The 17,262-nt window shown below is 39.8% G+C and carries 13 protein-coding genes and 2 rRNA genes; 5 read left to right on the top strand and 10 right to left on the bottom strand.

All coding sequences use genetic code 11. The annotated features are described in order from the left end of the window. Positions 1-37: 37 nt before the first annotated feature. Together hldE and I6F48_RS19220 are read right to left on the bottom strand one after the other, a co-directional pair. A complete protein-coding gene (hldE, locus tag I6F48_RS19225; protein ID WP_166420974.1) occupies positions 38-1,477 on the bottom strand; it encodes a bifunctional D-glycero-beta-D-manno-heptose-7-phosphate kinase/D-glycero-beta-D-manno-heptose 1-phosphate adenylyltransferase HldE in 1,440 nt (479 codons plus the stop codon). After that, entirely contained in the window at positions 1,477-2,067 is a 591-nt protein-coding gene (locus tag I6F48_RS19220) for an SIS domain-containing protein (RefSeq protein ID WP_002961065.1), read from the bottom strand. Before I6F48_RS19220 ends, hldE begins: the two co-directional genes overlap by 1 nt. Positions 2,068-2,249: 182 nt before the next feature. On the opposite strand from I6F48_RS19220, the gene waaA reads away from it, so the two are divergent. Both waaA and I6F48_RS19210 read left to right on the top strand, forming a co-directional pair. Beyond that, positions 2,250-3,578, top strand: coding sequence for a lipid IV(A) 3-deoxy-D-manno-octulosonic acid transferase (gene waaA, locus I6F48_RS19215; RefSeq protein WP_197120092.1), 1,329 nt, complete (start codon positions 2,250-2,252; stop codon positions 3,576-3,578). After that, complete coding sequence (locus I6F48_RS19210; RefSeq protein ID WP_197120091.1) at positions 3,575-4,123, top strand: DUF1415 domain-containing protein; 549 nt, start codon at positions 3,575-3,577, stop codon at positions 4,121-4,123. The genes waaA and I6F48_RS19210 overlap by 4 nt, the downstream gene beginning before the upstream one ends. A 72-nt stretch (positions 4,124-4,195) precedes the next feature. On the opposite strand, the gene I6F48_RS19205 is transcribed toward I6F48_RS19210, so the two are convergent. The 4 genes from I6F48_RS19205 to purL all read right to left on the bottom strand — a co-directional run bounded on the left by I6F48_RS19205 (position 4,196) and on the right by purL (position 11,199). After that, on the bottom strand, positions 4,196-4,525 hold the full coding sequence (locus I6F48_RS19205) for a YdbL family protein (protein ID WP_002961068.1): 330 nt from the start codon (positions 4,523-4,525) through the stop codon (positions 4,196-4,198). An 11-nt stretch (positions 4,526-4,536) separates the two neighbouring features. After that, positions 4,537-4,734 carry a YnbE family lipoprotein gene (locus I6F48_RS19200; RefSeq protein WP_138584429.1) on the bottom strand — a complete coding sequence of 66 codons (198 nt, stop codon included), beginning with the start codon at positions 4,732-4,734 and terminating at the stop codon, positions 4,537-4,539. Between the two features lie 2 nt (positions 4,735-4,736). After that, positions 4,737-7,187, bottom strand: a complete 2,451-nt coding sequence (locus tag I6F48_RS19195) for a YdbH domain-containing protein (protein ID WP_197120090.1) — start codon at positions 7,185-7,187, stop codon at positions 4,737-4,739. Between the two features lie 121 nt (positions 7,188-7,308). Then, the gene (purL, locus tag I6F48_RS19190) at positions 7,309-11,199 is read right to left on the bottom strand and encodes a phosphoribosylformylglycinamidine synthase (protein WP_197120089.1); all 3,891 of its coding nucleotides are present in this window, start codon (positions 11,197-11,199) and stop codon (positions 7,309-7,311) included. A gap of 211 nt (positions 11,200-11,410) precedes the next feature. Between purL and mltF the strand changes: the two genes are divergently transcribed. Next, positions 11,411-12,937 (top strand): membrane-bound lytic murein transglycosylase MltF, encoded by a 1,527-nt coding sequence (gene mltF, locus I6F48_RS19185; protein WP_197120088.1) that lies wholly within the window; start codon positions 11,411-11,413, stop codon positions 12,935-12,937. Between the two features lie 163 nt (positions 12,938-13,100). Then, on the top strand, positions 13,101-13,268 hold the full coding sequence (locus tag I6F48_RS19180) for a hypothetical protein (protein WP_007584688.1): 168 nt from the start codon (positions 13,101-13,103) through the stop codon (positions 13,266-13,268). Between the two features lie 2 nt (positions 13,269-13,270). Here the strand turns inward: I6F48_RS19180 and tadA are convergent, their stop codons facing one another. Next, positions 13,271-13,786: a tRNA adenosine(34) deaminase TadA gene (tadA, locus tag I6F48_RS19175; protein WP_101162827.1), complete on the bottom strand. Its 516-nt coding sequence runs from the start codon at positions 13,784-13,786 to the stop codon at positions 13,271-13,273. A 178-nt stretch (positions 13,787-13,964) separates the two neighbouring features. On the opposite strand from tadA, the gene I6F48_RS19170 reads away from it, so the two are divergent. Beyond that, on the top strand, positions 13,965-15,269 hold the full coding sequence (locus I6F48_RS19170; protein WP_010554383.1) for an inosine/guanosine kinase: 1,305 nt from the start codon (positions 13,965-13,967) through the stop codon (positions 15,267-15,269). A gap of 37 nt (positions 15,270-15,306) precedes the next feature. On the opposite strand, the gene glsB is transcribed toward I6F48_RS19170, so the two are convergent. The 3 genes from glsB to rrf (I6F48_RS19155) all read right to left on the bottom strand — a co-directional run bounded on the left by glsB (position 15,307) and on the right by rrf (I6F48_RS19155) (position 17,060). Then, positions 15,307-16,230 carry a glutaminase B gene (gene glsB, locus I6F48_RS19165; protein ID WP_007584683.1) on the bottom strand — a complete coding sequence of 308 codons (924 nt, stop codon included), beginning with the start codon at positions 16,228-16,230 and terminating at the stop codon, positions 15,307-15,309. 538 nt (positions 16,231-16,768) lie between these two features. Further along, positions 16,769-16,883 (bottom strand): 5S ribosomal RNA (rrf, locus tag I6F48_RS19160). A gap of 62 nt (positions 16,884-16,945) precedes the next feature. Then, positions 16,946-17,060, bottom strand: a 5S ribosomal RNA gene (gene rrf, locus I6F48_RS19155). Positions 17,061-17,262 lie beyond the last annotated feature (202 nt).

Below are 17,262 nucleotides of genomic sequence, written 5' to 3'. Positions count from 1 at the left end.
TCCCTTTTTTGTATTTTTTAGCAAACTAAATCAGTAATTACTGTTTAATTTTACTAATTACTTTTGATGTTGAGCATCCATCTAAAAATTCAAGCACTTCAACTTTTCCGCCATGGCGAAGTACATGCTCAGCACCCGCTATTTGCTCTACGGTGTAGTCGCCACCCTTAACTAAAATATCAGGGCTTATCTGCTCGATTAATTTAGCGGGAGTATCGTTTTCATCTAGACTACCAAACGGAATAACCCAATCAACTGATGAAAGTGCGCTAAGTACCATTGCACGCTCATCTAGCGGGTTAATAGGACGATCTGCCCCCTTTAAGCGCGTAATAGATTCATCATTATTTAATCCAACAACGAGTCTATCGCCTCGGGCTTTAGCTTGTGCTAAATAACGCACATGCCCAGCATGTAAAATATCAAAGCAGCCATTAGTAAATACAATGGTTTCGCCATTTTGTTTTGCAAACTCAATATGTTGAAGGACATCATCAAATGGTGTTTGGTAATGCTCACCAGTAGTATGTAAATACTGACCAAGCTTACGACTTAACTCTTCTGGCGAAACTGTAGCTGCACCAAATTTACTAACCGCTATACCTGCCGCTAAGTTAGCAATTTCGACGGCATCTTTAGGTTCCATGCCCGCACCAAGCATAACGGCTAATGTAGCTATAACCGTATCACCAGCCCCAGTCACATCACTTACCTCAAGTTCTTGTGCTGCAAAATCAAATTTTTCATCTGCATTAATTAACGACATACCTTGCTCAGAACGCGTAAGCAACATGGCTTTAATGCCATTTTTGCTAATTAAATCACGTGCACTTGCAGCTAAAGCTTCTTCTGAATCGGTTTGACCACCCGCTAACTTAAACTCATGTAAATTAGGCGTAATGTAATCAGCACCTTCATATAAATGTAAATCTGGCGATTTAGGATCGATTAAAACCGTTTTACCCGCACTTTTAGCAAGGCTTACCATCTCTTTTATTAAGCTTAAAGATCCTTTACTGTAGTCAGAGAACACAATAAAGTCGTATTCATCTAGCACAAGCTCTAAGCGGTTTAGTAGTAATTGACTATGTTGCTCAGTAAATGTTTCTTCTAAATCAAGACGAACGAGTTGTTGATGACGACTAATAACGCGCATTTTAGAAATAGTAGGTAAATCACATACACTGACTAATTGTGAGCTTATTTTTTCACCTTTTAAAATGGTCTCTAAAATCTGCCCACTTTCATCTTCACCAATTAAGCCCAGTAAGCCAACTTTTGCATCTAACCGCGCTATATTTTTTGCAACGTTAGCTGCGCCGCCCGCTTTGTCTTCAAATTTACTTACTTTAACAACAGGTACTGGCGCTTCAGGCGAAATTCGACCTGTATCACCATACCAATAACGGTCTAGCATTACGTCGCCAACAACTAATATTCGTGCCGCTGATAAGTTTTTTAATAACGATAAATCCATTACTGCTGCTCCGCAACAACCATATCCATGGCTTCACATAACCAGTGACCTATAAACATGTGAGCTTCTTGGATACGTGCTGTTTCGTCGTTTTTTATAATGATAGGTAACTTAGCAATATCTTTTACTTTACCGCCATCACGCCCTGTTAATGCCACTGTAAAAGCGCCTAGTTTATTTGCAGCTTCTAATGCTAAGTTAATATTATTACTAGTACCTGATGTGGTTAAACCTATTACTAAATCTTCTGGCTTACATAGCGCTTGAACTTGGCGTTCAAACACCGTATCAAAGTGATAATCGTTGCTGTGTGCTGTTAAAATTGATGTATCTGTAGTCAATGCCATAGAGGCAAGCGGACCACGTTCTAATTTGTAACGCACTACAAATTCTGCTGCTAAATGCTGCGCATCGGCTGCACTACCGCCGTTACCAAACCAAACAATCTTGCCACCAGCTTGTAATGCACTGTGGCATGCTTCTAACAGTTGCATAGATTCTTGATGATAAGCTTCCATCGTTTCAAATAATGCTTGATGACGGTTTAATGTTTCAACGTAGCTAGTTGCCACTGAATCGATAATTGACATGAAAAATTCCTCTAGGAACTGAAATAGCAGGGAAAAATTAAATCCATTATTCCATAATTTTATTTAATTGTGTGCATTTTATCGGGTTATAACTGAACCCAGACCATATTTTATTGCGAGTATGTTTAGAAAACGGCTATTTCACGGTAAACTAACGCCACTTCCCTTTAAGAAAGATCAGTATGGCACGCATTTTTTACTCTCTAGCATTAATTTTTATTAGCCCACTGATTGTATTTTATCTCTATATTTTACGAGGTAAAAAAAACCAAGGTTATCGTGCACACTTTAAAGAGCGCTTTGGGTTTGTCAGTAAGTCTTTATTTACGACTAAAACCAAACCTTTAGTTTTTCATTGTGCTTCTGTTGGTGAGGTACTAGCCGCAACGCCGCTTATTAAAGCTCTTCAAAAAGCGCATCCAAATTTAAATATACTTATAACCTGTAATACTCCAACAGGCAGAGAGCAAATACTTAACCAGTTTAAAAATACTGTGGCGTATAGCTACTTACCAATCGATTTTCCGTTTGCGACAGCCCGATTTTTAAAGCGTATAAAGCCACAAGCATTATGTATTTTAGAAACCGAGCTATGGCCTAATTTAATGGCGATAAGTCACAAAAAAAATATACCGGTACTTGTCATCAATGCAAGACTCTCTGAAAAGTCGCAGCAAGGCTATCTAAAGGTCGCTAAATTAACGCATATTATTATGCGCTCAATTACAGTACTTGCGAGTCATAACAAGGCAGATGCGGAGCGTTTTATAGAGCTTGGCCTTGAAGCTTCAAAAAGCCATGTAACAGGCTCTATAAAATTTGATATAACACCAAGTGACGAGCAATTAGCCAAAGTACTCAACCTTAAACAGCTTTACAGTATTAATAAAAATAGTAGTAATGAAAATAGCAGTAATGAACACATCAATGACGAACGCTTTGTATGGGTGGCAGGCTCAGCACATCCTGTAGAGCATGAATTAGTACTTGCGGCTCACCAACAGTTACTAAAAAAGCAACCGAACGCATTACTTATAATTGCCCCGCGCCATCCAGAGCAATTTGATAAAGTAGCTGAGCTTTTAACACAAAGCCCACTTAGTTTTAGCCGTCGTAGCCAAAATAACTACAACAATGAACAAGTACTCCTTGCTGATACGCTTGGTGAATTACAGTGTTTATATGGCGCTGCAAATGTGAGCTTTATTGGTGGCAGCTTAATACGTAGAGGTGGACATAACCCACTGGAATCAGCCGCGTTTTCAGTAGGTGTAATAACAGGTCCGCACACATACAATTTTGATCATGTTTATCCCGAGCTAATAAAGCTTAAAGGCGCTGTAGTGGTTGATAGCAACGACGAATTAGCTAAGCAGCTCATAACGTTTAGCCAAAACACAAAATCGTGCCAAACCTTAGGTATTAAAGCTGCGCAATGCGTAGCTAAAAACCAAGGTGCAATACAAAAAACACTTACCATTATTAACCAATATTTAGAGCCAAAACCGTGACCAGCATAGCTATAAGCCAAACCCGCGAATGGGTGTCATCTGTTATCGTTAAATATAACTTTTGCCCGTTTGCTCGTAAAGAAGTAGAAAATAACTGTATTCATTACATCGTAAGTCCAGCAGCAAGTATGGATGATGCTGTAATGGATATGCTTGAGCAATGCGTTGAGCTTGACCTCGAACCAGAGCGCGAAACAACCCTTATCATGTTTGACAACGGCTTTAGTGACTTTGAAGACTTTTTAGACTTGGTCGATTTAGCAAATGCGCTTTTAGTCGCGCAGGGGTTTGAAGGTAAGTATCAAATTGCTAACTTTCATCCTGATTACGTATTTGCCGACAGCGATGAAACTGATGCCGCAAACTACACAAATAGAGCGCCCTTTCCTACTTTGCATTTAATTCGCGAAGCAAGCATGAGCGAAGCACTTGATAGTTATAACGAGCCTGAATCTATTCCTGAACATAATATAAACCTAGCAAGGCGTAAGGGTATTGATTTTTGGCAGCAGTTACTTGAAGGCTGTAAAAAACCGAGCGCTTAAATGCTCGGTTTTATCTTGGTTTGTACAAAACTTTGTGCAAAACTTTTTACAAAATAAAGCAATAACTAACGCTTATTTTTTAACCCAGTTACCATTTACTTCAACGTAATGACCACTTTGGGTTTTTTCAATTGTTTTGGCAGCAGCAAGCGCTTCAACTTGTGAAAGCGACAAGTTATTCTTTTTAGCGAGCTTTAAGTACTGCGCTTTACGCTTTGCATTTATGTCATCAACAACGGCTTTTGCCTCTGCGTTTTGTACAACAAGTCCTAAATAACCAGAGCTATCTTCACCTACTAAACCTTGGTTTTTAGCGTCATCAAGGCTAATAGCCCACGCAGAGAACGACATACATACTGCACTAACTAACGTAATAATATTTAATTTTTTCTTCGTATTCATGTTTTAGCTCCTTAAAATAACTCACTGTCGTCACTAAACAAACTGTCGAGTTCTTTATCTACTTTTACGCGAATTTCGTGATCGACCTTCACATTTAAATTAATAGTAATGGGCTCTTTAGCAGACACCTCAACACGGTGCGTGCAAGCACTTAGTGCACTAATAGCACTCAGCGCGAGCAGTACTTTGATCAATAACGACTGTCTCATTATTAGTTTCCTTTTTGTGAGTATTGTTGCTCAACTTTTTGTGTAATTTCGTCACTTAAACGCAGTGCGCGTAAAAGTGTAAATACGTTTTCTTCGTGGTTATAATTAAAGTTAACCTGCTGCTGCTCTGCTTTATTATAGCCTTGCAAATTAACCCCTAGTTTTAACCAACCATCATTTTTTAGTGCCACACTGCTATTAAGTTTTTGAATATCTAAATTAGTTAATAGCCCTAACACAGGTTGTAACTCTTGCTGTTGCTGCATTACTGAATCAAAAGCGGCATTATTGGTGATTTTTAAATTACCTGTTCCTTGGCTAAATAAACTACCGTCAATTATTTCAATTTTTCCACTATCAAAATGGACAGGTAAAGACCCCGCCAAGCGCCCCGTTAATACAATGCCCGACTTATCGTCGAGTGTAACGAGTTTACTTGCATCAATGTTTTCAAACTTAACATTGGCAACTTGGTTTAGCTTCCCTATTGTGTAGGTATCTAACGAAAACTCGCCACCAAACACACTTCCTTTTACATCATTTATAAGCGCGGTATTGTTATTAACTTGCCATTGCCCTTCAATCGCTTTAACTACGGCACCCGCTCTAAACTCATTTAAATTAAAGGTAGATGGTTTTACATTAAGCTTACCTGAATTATATTCTCCACTAAACACGCTATTTAAATCACTCGCAAGGTAATCGTTATACAGTGCACTTGTATGACTAATCCCCATATTGAACGATGCACTTTGTAAGTTTACATCGCCACTAATATAGCCATTAAATTCGCCCTTAGTTAGCTGTGCAAGTGGCTCAAATTGACTAATAAACGCATTTAACAGCAGCGTACTTTGTTCAGGAATAATGACTTCAAACGGATGAGCTTGCGAGGACATATGATGATTTACAACTAACTCAACATCGTTTATAAATGCGTGATGCGTGGCTTTTAGTGCACGGCTTTGCAAGCCCGTAGACTCTACTTTTATATTATTAAGTTTTATGTCGGGGCTATTAACAGCCTTTATATTCGTTTTTGCTGTTAGATCAGCAAATAACTCACCTACGCCTAAATTAGCATTTGCTGTTAATGTGTTACTTATATCTGTGACTTTAAATTCTTTATATTCTGCGCTTTTTAATTGCTGAGTTAACGCTACCTCTGCGTTTAACTGTTTATCCATTTTTGCTGTTAAACCACCTTGGTATTGCACTGCACTTATATCAAACGCATCTACACTATTAAGCGTTAATTTAGCATTTATAAGCCCAATTGGTTTTGAGTCTATAAACTCACTTATATTAAAGTGACCACTAAGGCTAAGCCCATTCGCTGTTGCAGGAACAAACTCAGGCAAGCTTTCAAGCATAACGGCGTAATCGCCTTTAATTACAGCGCCAGATAACTGAGCATTAACGTTAATATTATTTGTATCGGGTGTATTTATTTGAGCTGATAAAGTTGTCTGTAAGTACTCAAATGGAGATGTAATATTTAGTGTTGTATCTGTTATTAAAAAATCGAATAGCTTATCGCCTTCACTCATCAAATTAATTACAGGTACACTGAGATCACTACCCTCTAAGCGAATTGATTGAGGGAGTTTAAGTTGCCAATTTAAAGGAACTTGTTTGCTAATAAAGCCTGCATATTCACTCGGTGGTATTAACTCAGTACAGCTTGGTGTTAAATTAATTTTGTTATTAAGCAAATCGGTATTAAACATTAACGCTTGGCTATTTAAATTAAAACGCGTCGCCAATTTACCAGTGGTTAATACGTTAACTTTGCACTGCTCATACGTGTGAGCAAACTGGGAGCTAATATCGCCATTTAACTCAAGTTCTATACCATCAAAGCTAAATGCTTGCTGAGTATTAAAGTTAAAATCTGCTATTAATGTATTTTTAGTGTTTATAACCTGCTTTAAAAAAGTGTCATTAATTTCAAACTGACCACTTACTTTATTAGCAGTCAAAATTGCACTTGCGTTTATATCACCTGAGACATTAAATTTATTTAGTTCGGGTTCTAATATGCTTATTTTAAGTGGCTTATTGAGCTCATTACTTTTTACTACAAGCTGTTTAATATTGATTAATGGGCGATTTAAGGGAAGTGCTAAATCGAGATTTTTAGCAAGTTGATTAGCATTATCACTTTTAGGGAGTGGATTAACTGTTAGCACTGCATTTTCAATATCTACACGCTTTGTATTTGCAGTAATACCAGTAAGTTGTAATTGTTGATTTTGATAATTTAAACACACTCTATCAGCATGAATATTTAAGCTAGACGTGATTGAAAAATCAAGGCAGTTTAATGTGACACCCGCTTTTTCGAGCTCAGGTGCTATAACCCACTGTAATAAAGGTAAACGAAATACATAACCAAGCAGCAAGGTACTTAGTAATACAGCTCCAACAATTAAACCAATTCGCTTAAACATACTATCCTTAAATGCTTTGTGCTTTTAGCTAAAACTATACTAATCAAAAAAGGCTGCACAATGCAGCCTTTTTTATTTTACAGTAAGATTATGAATCTAACTTGTATAAACGCAAATGTAATTAACCTACGTTTTTACGTGCGTTACGGAACATACGCATCCACGGGCTATCCTCGACCCACTCATCAGGATGCCAAGAGTTGGCAACGCTTCTGAATACACGTTCTGGATGCGGCATCATTACAGTGGCGCGACCATCAGTTGACGTAATACCTGTAATACCTTCTGGAGAACCATTAGGGTTAGCTGGGTACTGCGTTGTAGGGTTACCGTAGTTATCTACAAACTTAACCGCTACAGTGCCGCTATTAAGCGCCGCTTTAGTGGCTGCATCGTTTGCAAACTCAGCATGACCTTCACCATGAGAAACTGCTATAGGCATACGCGAGCCAGCCATTCCGTTAAAGAACACAGACGGATTCTCTTGTATTTCTACTAAACTAAAGCGTGCTTCAAAACGCTCTGATTTATTAGTTACAAAGCGCGGCCAATGTTCAGTGCCAGGGATCAACTCTTTTAATGTTGATAACATTTGGCAACCGTTACATACACCTAAGCTAAAGGTATCTTCGCGGTGGAAGAAGTTTTGGAACTGATCGCGTGCCATATCGTTAAACAAAATAGACTTAGCCCAACCTTCACCCGCACCAAGTACGTCACCGTATGAGAAACCACCACAAGCCACTAAACCTTTAAATTGCTCTAGCGTTAAACGACCTTCTAAAATGTCGCTCATGTGTACATCAATAGCGGCAAAACCAGCACGATTAAACGCTGCCGCCATTTCTAAATGAGAGTTAACACCTTGCTCACGTAAAATAGCCATTTGCGGTTTAGCACCGGTTGCAATGTATGGTGCAGCTATATCTTCGTTTAAATCAAAGTTTAGTTTTACGTTTAAGCCTGGATCTTTTGCATCAAACTTTGCATCAAACTCTTGCTTAGCACACTCAGGGTTATCACGGCGTGCTTGCATTTGATACGTTGTTTCAGCCCAAATAGTACGAAGCTCAGTACGCGTATGATTAAGTACCGTATTTTCGCCACGGTTAAATATAATCGTATCGTCACTGTTAAGCGTGCCAATATTGTGGCTAATTGCTACTATACCATGTTGTTCAAACACCGCATTTACTGCATCTAAATCAGCATTTGCTACTTGGATTACGGCACCTAGCTCTTCGTTATAAAGTGCTTCAATGTCTGAACCTGTTAAAGCTGCTAAATCAACCGTTACACCGGTATGACCCGTAAACGCCATTTCAGCAACCGTGGTAAATAAACCACCGTCTGAGCGGTCATGATAAGCAAGTAACTTACTATCGGCCACAAGCGCTTGCATTGCGTTATAAAAGCCTTTTAATAACTCTGGGCTATCTACATCAGGTGTTACATCACCTAATTGCTTATAAACTTGCGCAAGGCTTGATGCACCCATGCGGTTTTTACCCGCACCTAAATCAACTAATATAAGCGATGTGTCGCCTTTATCTGTGCGTAGTTGTGGAGTGACTGTTTTACGTACGTCGTCAACACGACCAAACGCAGTTATAACCAGTGAAAGCGGCGACGTTACTGACTTCTCTTGTGAGTCACCTTCATCTTTCCATGTCGTTTTCATCGACATAGAATCTTTACCCACTGGAATCGTTAAACCAAGCGCAGGACAAAGCTCTTCGCCTACGGCTTTAACAGCTTCGTATAAACCAGCATCTTCACCTGGGTGACCCGCTGCTGCCATCCAGTTTGCCGATAACTTAATGTTTTCAAGGCTACCGATGTTTGCACAGGCAATATTAGTTAACGACTCAGCTACAGCTAAACGAGCAGATGCACCGTAATTAAGTAATGCTGCAGGAGTACGCTCACCAAGTGACATAGCTTCACCGTGGTAAGTATCATACGTTGCCGCAGTTACTGCACAGTTAGCAACAGGTACTTGCCAAGGACCGACCATTTGATCGCGTGCTACTAAACCCGTAACTGAGCGATCGCCGATTGTGATTAGGAATGTTTTTTCTGCAATGGCAGGTAAACGCATTAAGCGCTGCGCTGCATCTGCTGCATTTATTAATGTAGTATCAAGCGCTTTACCAACAACTTGCTTTGACGTTACATCGCGGTGCATTTTAGGTGCTTTACCTAATAATACGTCCAGCGGTAAATCAACAGGGTTATTTTCAAAATGGCTGTCTGACACTGTTAAGTGAGGTTCAGCGGTTGCTTCACCAATAACAGCGTACTGGGCACGTTCACGCTTACAAATTGCTTCAAAGCGATCAAAGTCCTCTACGCCAACAGCGAGTACATAACGTTCTTGTGATTCATTACACCAAATTTCGTGTGGTGCCATGCCTGGCTCATCGTTAGGAATGCTACGTAATTGGAACTTACCACCACGTCCGCCATCATTAACAAGCTCAGGGAACGCATTTGATAAACCGCCAGCACCTACATCGTGGATGAATGCAATTGGGTTTTCGTCACCTAGCTGCCAACATTTATCGATAACTTCTTGGCAACGACGTTCCATTTCTGGGTTTTCGCGTTGTACTGAAGCAAAATCTAAATCTTCGTTTGATTGACCTGAAGCCATGCTTGATGCAGCACCACCGCCTAAACCAATGTTCATTGCAGGCCCACCTAGCGCAATTAATTTAGCGCCTACAGGAATATCACCTTTTTGAACATGATCAGAGCGAATATTACCTAAACCACCGGCAAGCATAATTGGTTTATGATAACCACGTACTTCTTCGCCATTATGGCTTGTTACTTTTTCTTCGTAAGTACGGAAGTAACCTAATAAGTTAGGACGACCAAACTCATTATTAAATGCAGCGCCACCCAGTGGACCTTCTGTCATTATATCAAGCGCGTTAACAATACGACTCGGCTTACCAAAATCGCTTTCCCATGGTTGCTCGTAACCTGGAATACGTAAGTTTGATACAGTAAAGCCAACTAAACCTGCTTTTGGCTTAGAGCCACGACCAGTTGCGCCTTCATCGCGAATTTCACCACCAGAGCCCGTAGCTGCACCAGAGAATGGCGCAATAGCTGTTGGGTGGTTATGCGTTTCAACTTTCATTAGTATTTCAATGTCTTCTTGATGATACGCATATTCACCTTGCGCATTTGGGAAGAAGCGACCCGCTTTTGAGCCTTTCATTACTGCCGCGTTATCTTTATACGCCGACAATACATTTTCAGGATTTAACTCAAACGTATTTTTAATCATTTTAAACAGCGATTTTGGCTGCTCTTTTCCATCAATTGTCCAGTCAGCATTAAATATTTTATGGCGACAATGCTCTGAGTTTGCTTGTGCAAACATAAACAATTCGATGTCGTTAGGGTTACGTCCTAACTTTATAAAGTTTTCTACCAAGTAATCTATTTCGTCATCAGCAAGGGCAAAACCTTGCTCAACATTGGCTATTGCTAATGCTTCGCGTCCGCCACCTAAAATATCAACAGACGACATTTGGCGCGGTGCATCACTGCGAAACAGTTGTGCAGCATCTTCAAGCTCACTATGCGTGGCTTCGGTCATACGGTCGTGTAATAACGCAATTACTTGTGCAAGTTGTTCTGCGTTTAAGTCACCTTCAACATAATAAGCAATACCGCGTTCAACACGGTGAACCTGTTTTAAACCACAGTTATGGGCAATATCGGTTGCTTTAGATGCCCAAGGTGAAATGGTACCTGGGCGAGGTGTAACAAGTACAAGTTTGCCGGCTGGGGTATGCTCAGCAATAGTTGGACCGTAAGTTAATAGTTTTTCAAGCTTGGTTTGCTCGGAGCTACTCAACGGCGATGTTAAATCGGCAAAGTGAGCATACTCGGCGTATACGTTAGTGACTGGAAGTTGCGATTGTTGGCAACGCGCTAAAATTTTATTAACTCTGAACTCTGACAGTGCTGGTGCACCACGAAGGATCAACATAGGTAATTTCATCCGGGGTTAGGGATTGAACGATATTTTAGGCACGCATTATAGTCCAATTAGCATTCAGATTTAACTCAAAATTACGCTTTTCATAAAATTAACTTTTTAGCTTTATTTATAGCCTCTTTTGGTTAATAAAATAAAAGGTAAAGTGACGCGATGGCTTAGTTTTGCTATAACGGTGACTGGCGAGCTTAAGGGGCACTCAATGTTCAAAGAAAAACTAATAATAATCATTACTTTAGTTATGCTGTTATGTGCATGCGATATGCAAGAGCAGCCAACTCAACTCGCCCAAATAAAAGAACACAATAAAATACGTGTGGGTACCCTTGCGAGTGCTAGTAATTATTATCAAGCCGTTCAAGGTGAGCAAGGCTTTGAATATGAGTTATCTCAAGCCTTCGCTGAATATTTAGGTGTAGAGCTTGAAATAGTCCCTTTCTTTAACTTATCTGACATGTTTGAACGCCTTGAAAGCGGTGATTTAGACTTAATAGCGTCAGGACTTACCTATAATAAAACCCGTGCAGAGCAATACCGCTTTGGGCCAACTTACAGAACAATTAGCCAAAAATTAGTTTATAAGCAAGGTCGCGTTCGTCCTCGAGAGTTTGACGATTTAGACGGTAACTTTACTGTTATAGCTAAAAGTAGCCACTCGCTTACTCTACAAAAAATGAAGAAGAACAATCCAGACCTTACCTGGATAGAGAGCGAAGAGTTTGATGAAGAAGAATTACTTCAAGCGGTTATTGATGGCGAGATAGATTACACCCTAGCCGATACACATACATTATCGTTGTTTCGCCGTTATCACCCCAATTTAAGCATCGGTTTTTCAGTTAGCCATAACGACCCTATTGCATGGATACTCAATAAATCAGATGACGACTCTTTATATGCGTTATTGGTGCCATTTTTTGGTGACGTTAAGCAAAGTAACCAGCTCTACGTACTCGAAGAAAAGTATTTTGGTCACGTACGCCAATTTAATTATGTAAATACCCTTGCTTATATCGAAGCAATTAAAGAAACCTTACCAACATACCAGCCATGGTTTGAACAATATGCAGGTAGCCTTGACTGGCGATTATTAGCAGCACTAAGCTATCAAGAATCTATGTGGAATCCTCGCGCTAAATCACCAACAGGTGTGCGCGGCATCATGATGCTAACTCGCAGTACAGCCAAACAAGTGGGTGTTACTAACCGATTAGAGCCAGAGCAAAACATTCGTGGTGGCGCTAAATACTTAAGCAAGCTTATTAAACGTATTCCTGACCGTATCCCGCAACCCGACCGCACATGGCTTGCTTTGGCCGGATACAATGTAGGTTGGGGGCACGTTAACGACGCACGTATAATTACCGAACAGCAAGGTGCAAGTCCTGACAAATGGGCTGATGTAAAAAAACGCCTACCGCTATTAATTAAAAAGCGCTATTACCGTAAAACTCGCTACGGTTATGCTCGTGGGGATGTGGCAGTTAAGTATGTCGATAATATACGCCGTTATTACGATGCGCTTGTCTGGTTAGATGAGAATGATGCCATTGCCGAAACGCCTGAACCAGAACCAATTACAGAGCTGAGCACTGATACTGAGCTAAAGCTAAAGCTAAACGAAAAAAGTGAAGTGAAAAGTGAAGTAAAAAGTAAGGCAGATGAAGCTCAAACAGAAAAACAACAACCTATAATCGAACCCGAACAATCAAGTGAAAATAATAACTAAGATTAATATAGGTATCCGTTTTTGAAGCATGTCAGTAAACAAAATTTAAGTAAATTAAATATCTGTTTACTTGTCACCAAATGATCACTAATGTGTGTTAATTGTATATTATTATTTTATAAGATATACCCGTGCCTTTCTCACTCTTGCATTAGGAGAAAACATGCTAAAACGTAGACGCACACAAAGATTAAAACGCAATGTCATTTATTCAACGGCCACACGTCGTCGTGTTATGTTGCGAAAACTACACAAAAAAATCATCTGGCGTCGCCGAATGTTTGCTATGCAGCAAATGGCCGAATCAGAAATAGAGCCAATCGCTAGTTAACTCTAGTTAGGCTTATTTATTTGTTCATCACGAGCAGCTTTCTTAGCTGCTTTAATTTGCGCTCTTCTACGTTTAAAAAAATTCGAAATAGTATCACCGCACAGCTGTGCCAAAACACCACCGCACACCTCAACTTGATGATTTAACTTAGGCTCTTGTAATAAATTCATAATTGAACCCGCAGACCCTGTTTTAGCATCGACTGCTCCAAATACTAAACGCTTTATTCTGCTATGCACTAACAATCCCGCACACATAGAACATGGCTCTAACGTTACGTATAGGGTGCAATCAATTAAGCGGTAATTGTTAAGGACTTTTCCAGCTTCTCGCACTGCAATCATTTCGGCATGGGCAGATGGGTCATTATCCGTTATTGAGCGGTTATACCCGACTGAAACTAGCTGGTTATCTTTGACTACAATTGCTCCAACCGGAATTTCATCAAGCAGCTCTGCTTGCTTTGCATACAAAAGCGCTTGTTCCATCCAGTAGGAATCATCAAATGGTTCGTTCATTATTTCTACTTAAATAACCTTTTATGCTGTAATTATACCTAGTTAGCACTCTAAAGTGCGCCATTCATTACTTTATTCCAAAAATAAAACAATATTTACCCGTTTGTAATGGCTCACTCGTGCTGATTTACGCTATAATCTCACGCTTTTTTTATTTAGCTCACAACACGGGTAGCAAATGAAATTTCCTGGACGCCGCAGGCATAAACATTATTTTCCAGTGGAAGCCAAAGATCCACTTACCAATCAACTTAACGCAACAGAGCGATTACAACGTAGTTATATTACGGGTATCGATCAGATCGTTGTTGATATAGAGGCAAAAGTTGATCAAGCTTTCCTTGACGAATTTCAACTACGTAGGGGGATGTCGCAAGTTATTGATAGCGATACAACAAACGCCTTATACGATCGTTTAAAATTAAACAATATGGTTGATTTTGAGTTTGCCGGTGGAACCATTGGTAACACTATGCACAACTACTCTGTACTTGCAGATGATCGCTCAGTTTTATTAGGCGTAATGAGCGAAAATATAAAAATAGGTAGCTACGCTTACCGTTTTTTATGTAATACCTCAAGCCGTGTAGACTTAAACTACCTTCAACCAGTTGATGGGCCTGTAGGCCGTTGTTTTACATTAATTGATGAAACCGGTGAGCGTACTTTTGCAATAAGTGCAGGCCTAATGAATCACTTACGTCCTGAATCTATCGATAAAGACCTTATTGAGAATTCATCAGCGTTAGTGATTAGTGCCTATCTTATGCGTACTCAAGGTAGCGAAACAATGACTGAAGCCACTATGCAAGCGGTAAAATACGCTAATGACGCAGGTGTGCCAGTTGTGCTAACACTCGGTACTAAGTTCTTAATTGAACAAGACCCTACTTGGTGGGCAAACTTTGTTGAAAAGCATGTTGATATTCTTGCTATGAACGAAGAAGAAGGTTTAGCTATTACAGGTTTTGAAGATCCTCTTCTAGCTGCTGATAAAGCACTTGATTGGGTAGACTTAGTTATTTGTACCGCTGGCGAAAAAGGCTTATTTATGGCCGGCTACGTAGACGAAAGCTTAAAGCGTGAAACCGAATACCCGTTACTACCGGGCGCCATACCTGATTTTAACCGTTACGAATTTTCACGCGCTATGCGTAAAGATGAATGTGATGAGCCTATCAGGGCATACAGTCATACTGCCCCATTTATGGGCGGGCCTGATTCAATCAAAAACACCAATGGTGCAGGCGATTGTGCACTTGCGGCTGTACTACATGATTTGTCAGCGAATGTTTATCATAAACTTAATGTGGCAAACTCAGCTAAGCATCAGCAACAAGCTATTACTTACTCGTCACTATCGCAAATTAGTAAATATGCTAACCGAGCGAGCTATGAAGTATTAGTTCAGCACTCTCCGCGTTTATCTCGTGGTTTACCTGAACGTGAAGATTGTTTAGAACAAGTTTATTGGGAACAATAAATAACGGTGGGAGCAATTATTGCTCCCTATCGATTTCCTAAAAAATAGAAATATCGAGCTTTTTAGATAGCAGTTCTAATGCTGCTATTCCTGCAACGGAGTTACCAAACGAATTAAGCCCCGGAGAATAAACAGCTACAGTAAACTTATTTGGTAACACAGCTAAAATAGTTCCTGACACTCCCGACTTACCTGGCATGCCCACTCTGTAACCAAAATCACCCGCAGCATCATATAAACCACTCGTGAATAAAAGCGAATTAAGCTGTTTATTCTGACGACTACTTAAAACACGATTGCCCGATCGATTATCAACACCTTTATTAGCTAAAAAATTATAAGCTTTTGCTAATTCAATACAGTTGAGCTCAATAGAACAAAAGTTAAAGTAAGCCCACAAAACATCATCAACTTCGTTTTCAAAATTACCAAATGACTTCATTAAATGTGCCATAGCAGCATTTCGGTGCCTGAACTCATACTCTGAATTAGCGACTTTTTTATCAATTACTATGCCTCTATTACCAGCTAATAACCTGAAAGTTTCGAGCATAGAATGCATTGGCGCAGATAAGCGGCTGTATAATGCATCACACGTTACAATTGCGCCTGCATTGATGAATGGGTTACGAGGAATCCCCTTTTCAAACTCAAGCTGTGTAAGCGAGTTAAAGGCTGTACCTGAGGGTTCCTTTCCGACTCTATGCCAAAGTTCATCACCATAACGCTGTAGTGCCATAGTAAGTGTCATAACTTTAGAAACTGATTGAATAGTGAAGCGTTGAGAACAATCCCCTGCGCACACAGTTTCACCATCAGTTGTATAAATAGCGATAGAAAATTGTTCCGGATCAACCTCGGCAAGCGCCGGTATATAATCAGCTACTTTCCCTTGTGATAATAAAGGACGTACTTCATGTGCTATTTCATCAAGCACCTTTTGGTAATCAGCTGTAGGCAATCTAGACCTCTATATCGTCATTCATAAGAATTGGATTTTAACACGCGCTATTAGGTGCACCTAGTTTTGTTGTCGAATTTAACGGTGAGATTTTACTAAATTTAAATAGAAAAAAACGTCACATTACTGTATCTGGTTTCTCTTAATTAAATCCTGGTAATGTCATGATGCCCACTGCGGTGGAGAGTCACAGTGCAAATGCTACGAACTCATTGTCGAGCGGAGATTTTTATGATTTTAGTGTCGGGAGTCGCTACGCTCGCCCGACCTACGTGATAGGTGTTGATGTGAGTGTGTGTTAATTGCGTGTTTTTCACTTTTCTGCAGACATAAAAAAGCCCGAATCTTAAGTTCGAGCGCTCTACAATGTGAAGTCGGTGCGCTACGCAGTAGGATGTCGTAGTGCCCACAGCGGTAGAGAGTCACAGTGAAATACTACACTATTATTAATCGTATCGTCTCTTAGTATGCAGAGTTTTACTAATTTCAAAAAGCAAAAAACCCGTTATATTGCTATAACGGGTTTCTCTTAATTAAATCCTGGCAATGTCCTACTTTCACATAGCAAATGCTACACTATCATCGGCGCTGTTTTGTTTCACTACTGAGTTCGGCATGGAGTCAGGTGGGTCCAAAACGCTATTGTCACCAAGAAAATTCTTTTCAATTTTCTTATTTTAATTATTAAGATTAAAGTCCTTCGACTGAATTTGAAGCCTGGTAATGTCCTACTTTCACATAGCAAATGCTACACTATCATCGGCGCTGTTTCGTTTCACTACTGAGTTCGGCATGGAGTCAGGTGGGTCCAAAACGCTATTGTCACCAAGCAAATTTGGGCGTTAATCCGTATCACTACAAACTAACTGAATTTGGAAAATATCTGATAATATTTTTTAAGTCTTTCAGTAAATATCTACTTTAGTCATATTAACTTCTGTCTAAACTGTCGCATAAAACGCGTTTGGCGTTGTATGGTTAAGCCTCACGGGTAATTAGTACAAGTTAGCTTAATGGCTCACACCACTTCCA

This window comes from Pseudoalteromonas sp. SWYJ118 (assembly GCF_015864505.1).
GTDB lineage: Bacteria > Pseudomonadota > Gammaproteobacteria > Enterobacterales > Alteromonadaceae > Pseudoalteromonas > Pseudoalteromonas arctica.
This window is presented reverse-complemented; position numbering and strand designations above follow the sequence as displayed.

Excerpts from the sequence above, each read along its gene's own strand:
- mltF (WP_197120088.1), top strand. The coding sequence starts at position 11,411 with ATGTTCAAAGAAAAACTAATAATAATCATTACTTTAGTTATGCTGTTA.
- purL (WP_197120089.1), bottom strand. The coding sequence starts at position 11,199 with ATGTTGATCCTTCGTGGTGCACCAGCACTGTCAGAGTTCAGAGTTAAT.
- tadA (WP_101162827.1), bottom strand. The coding sequence starts at position 13,786 with ATGAACGAACCATTTGATGATTCCTACTGGATGGAACAAGCGCTTTTG.
- I6F48_RS19170 (WP_010554383.1), top strand. The coding sequence starts at position 13,965 with ATGAAATTTCCTGGACGCCGCAGGCATAAACATTATTTTCCAGTGGAA.
- I6F48_RS19205 (WP_002961068.1), bottom strand. The coding sequence starts at position 4,525 with ATGAATACGAAGAAAAAATTAAATATTATTACGTTAGTTAGTGCAGTA.
- hldE (WP_166420974.1), bottom strand. The coding sequence starts at position 1,477 with ATGGATTTATCGTTATTAAAAAACTTATCAGCGGCACGAATATTAGTT.
- waaA (WP_197120092.1), top strand. The coding sequence starts at position 2,250 with ATGGCACGCATTTTTTACTCTCTAGCATTAATTTTTATTAGCCCACTG.
- I6F48_RS19220 (WP_002961065.1), bottom strand. The coding sequence starts at position 2,067 with ATGTCAATTATCGATTCAGTGGCAACTAGCTACGTTGAAACATTAAAC.
- I6F48_RS19200 (WP_138584429.1), bottom strand. The coding sequence starts at position 4,734 with ATGAGACAGTCGTTATTGATCAAAGTACTGCTCGCGCTGAGTGCTATT.
- I6F48_RS19195 (WP_197120090.1), bottom strand. The coding sequence starts at position 7,187 with ATGTTTAAGCGAATTGGTTTAATTGTTGGAGCTGTATTACTAAGTACC.
- I6F48_RS19180 (WP_007584688.1), top strand. The coding sequence starts at position 13,101 with ATGCTAAAACGTAGACGCACACAAAGATTAAAACGCAATGTCATTTAT.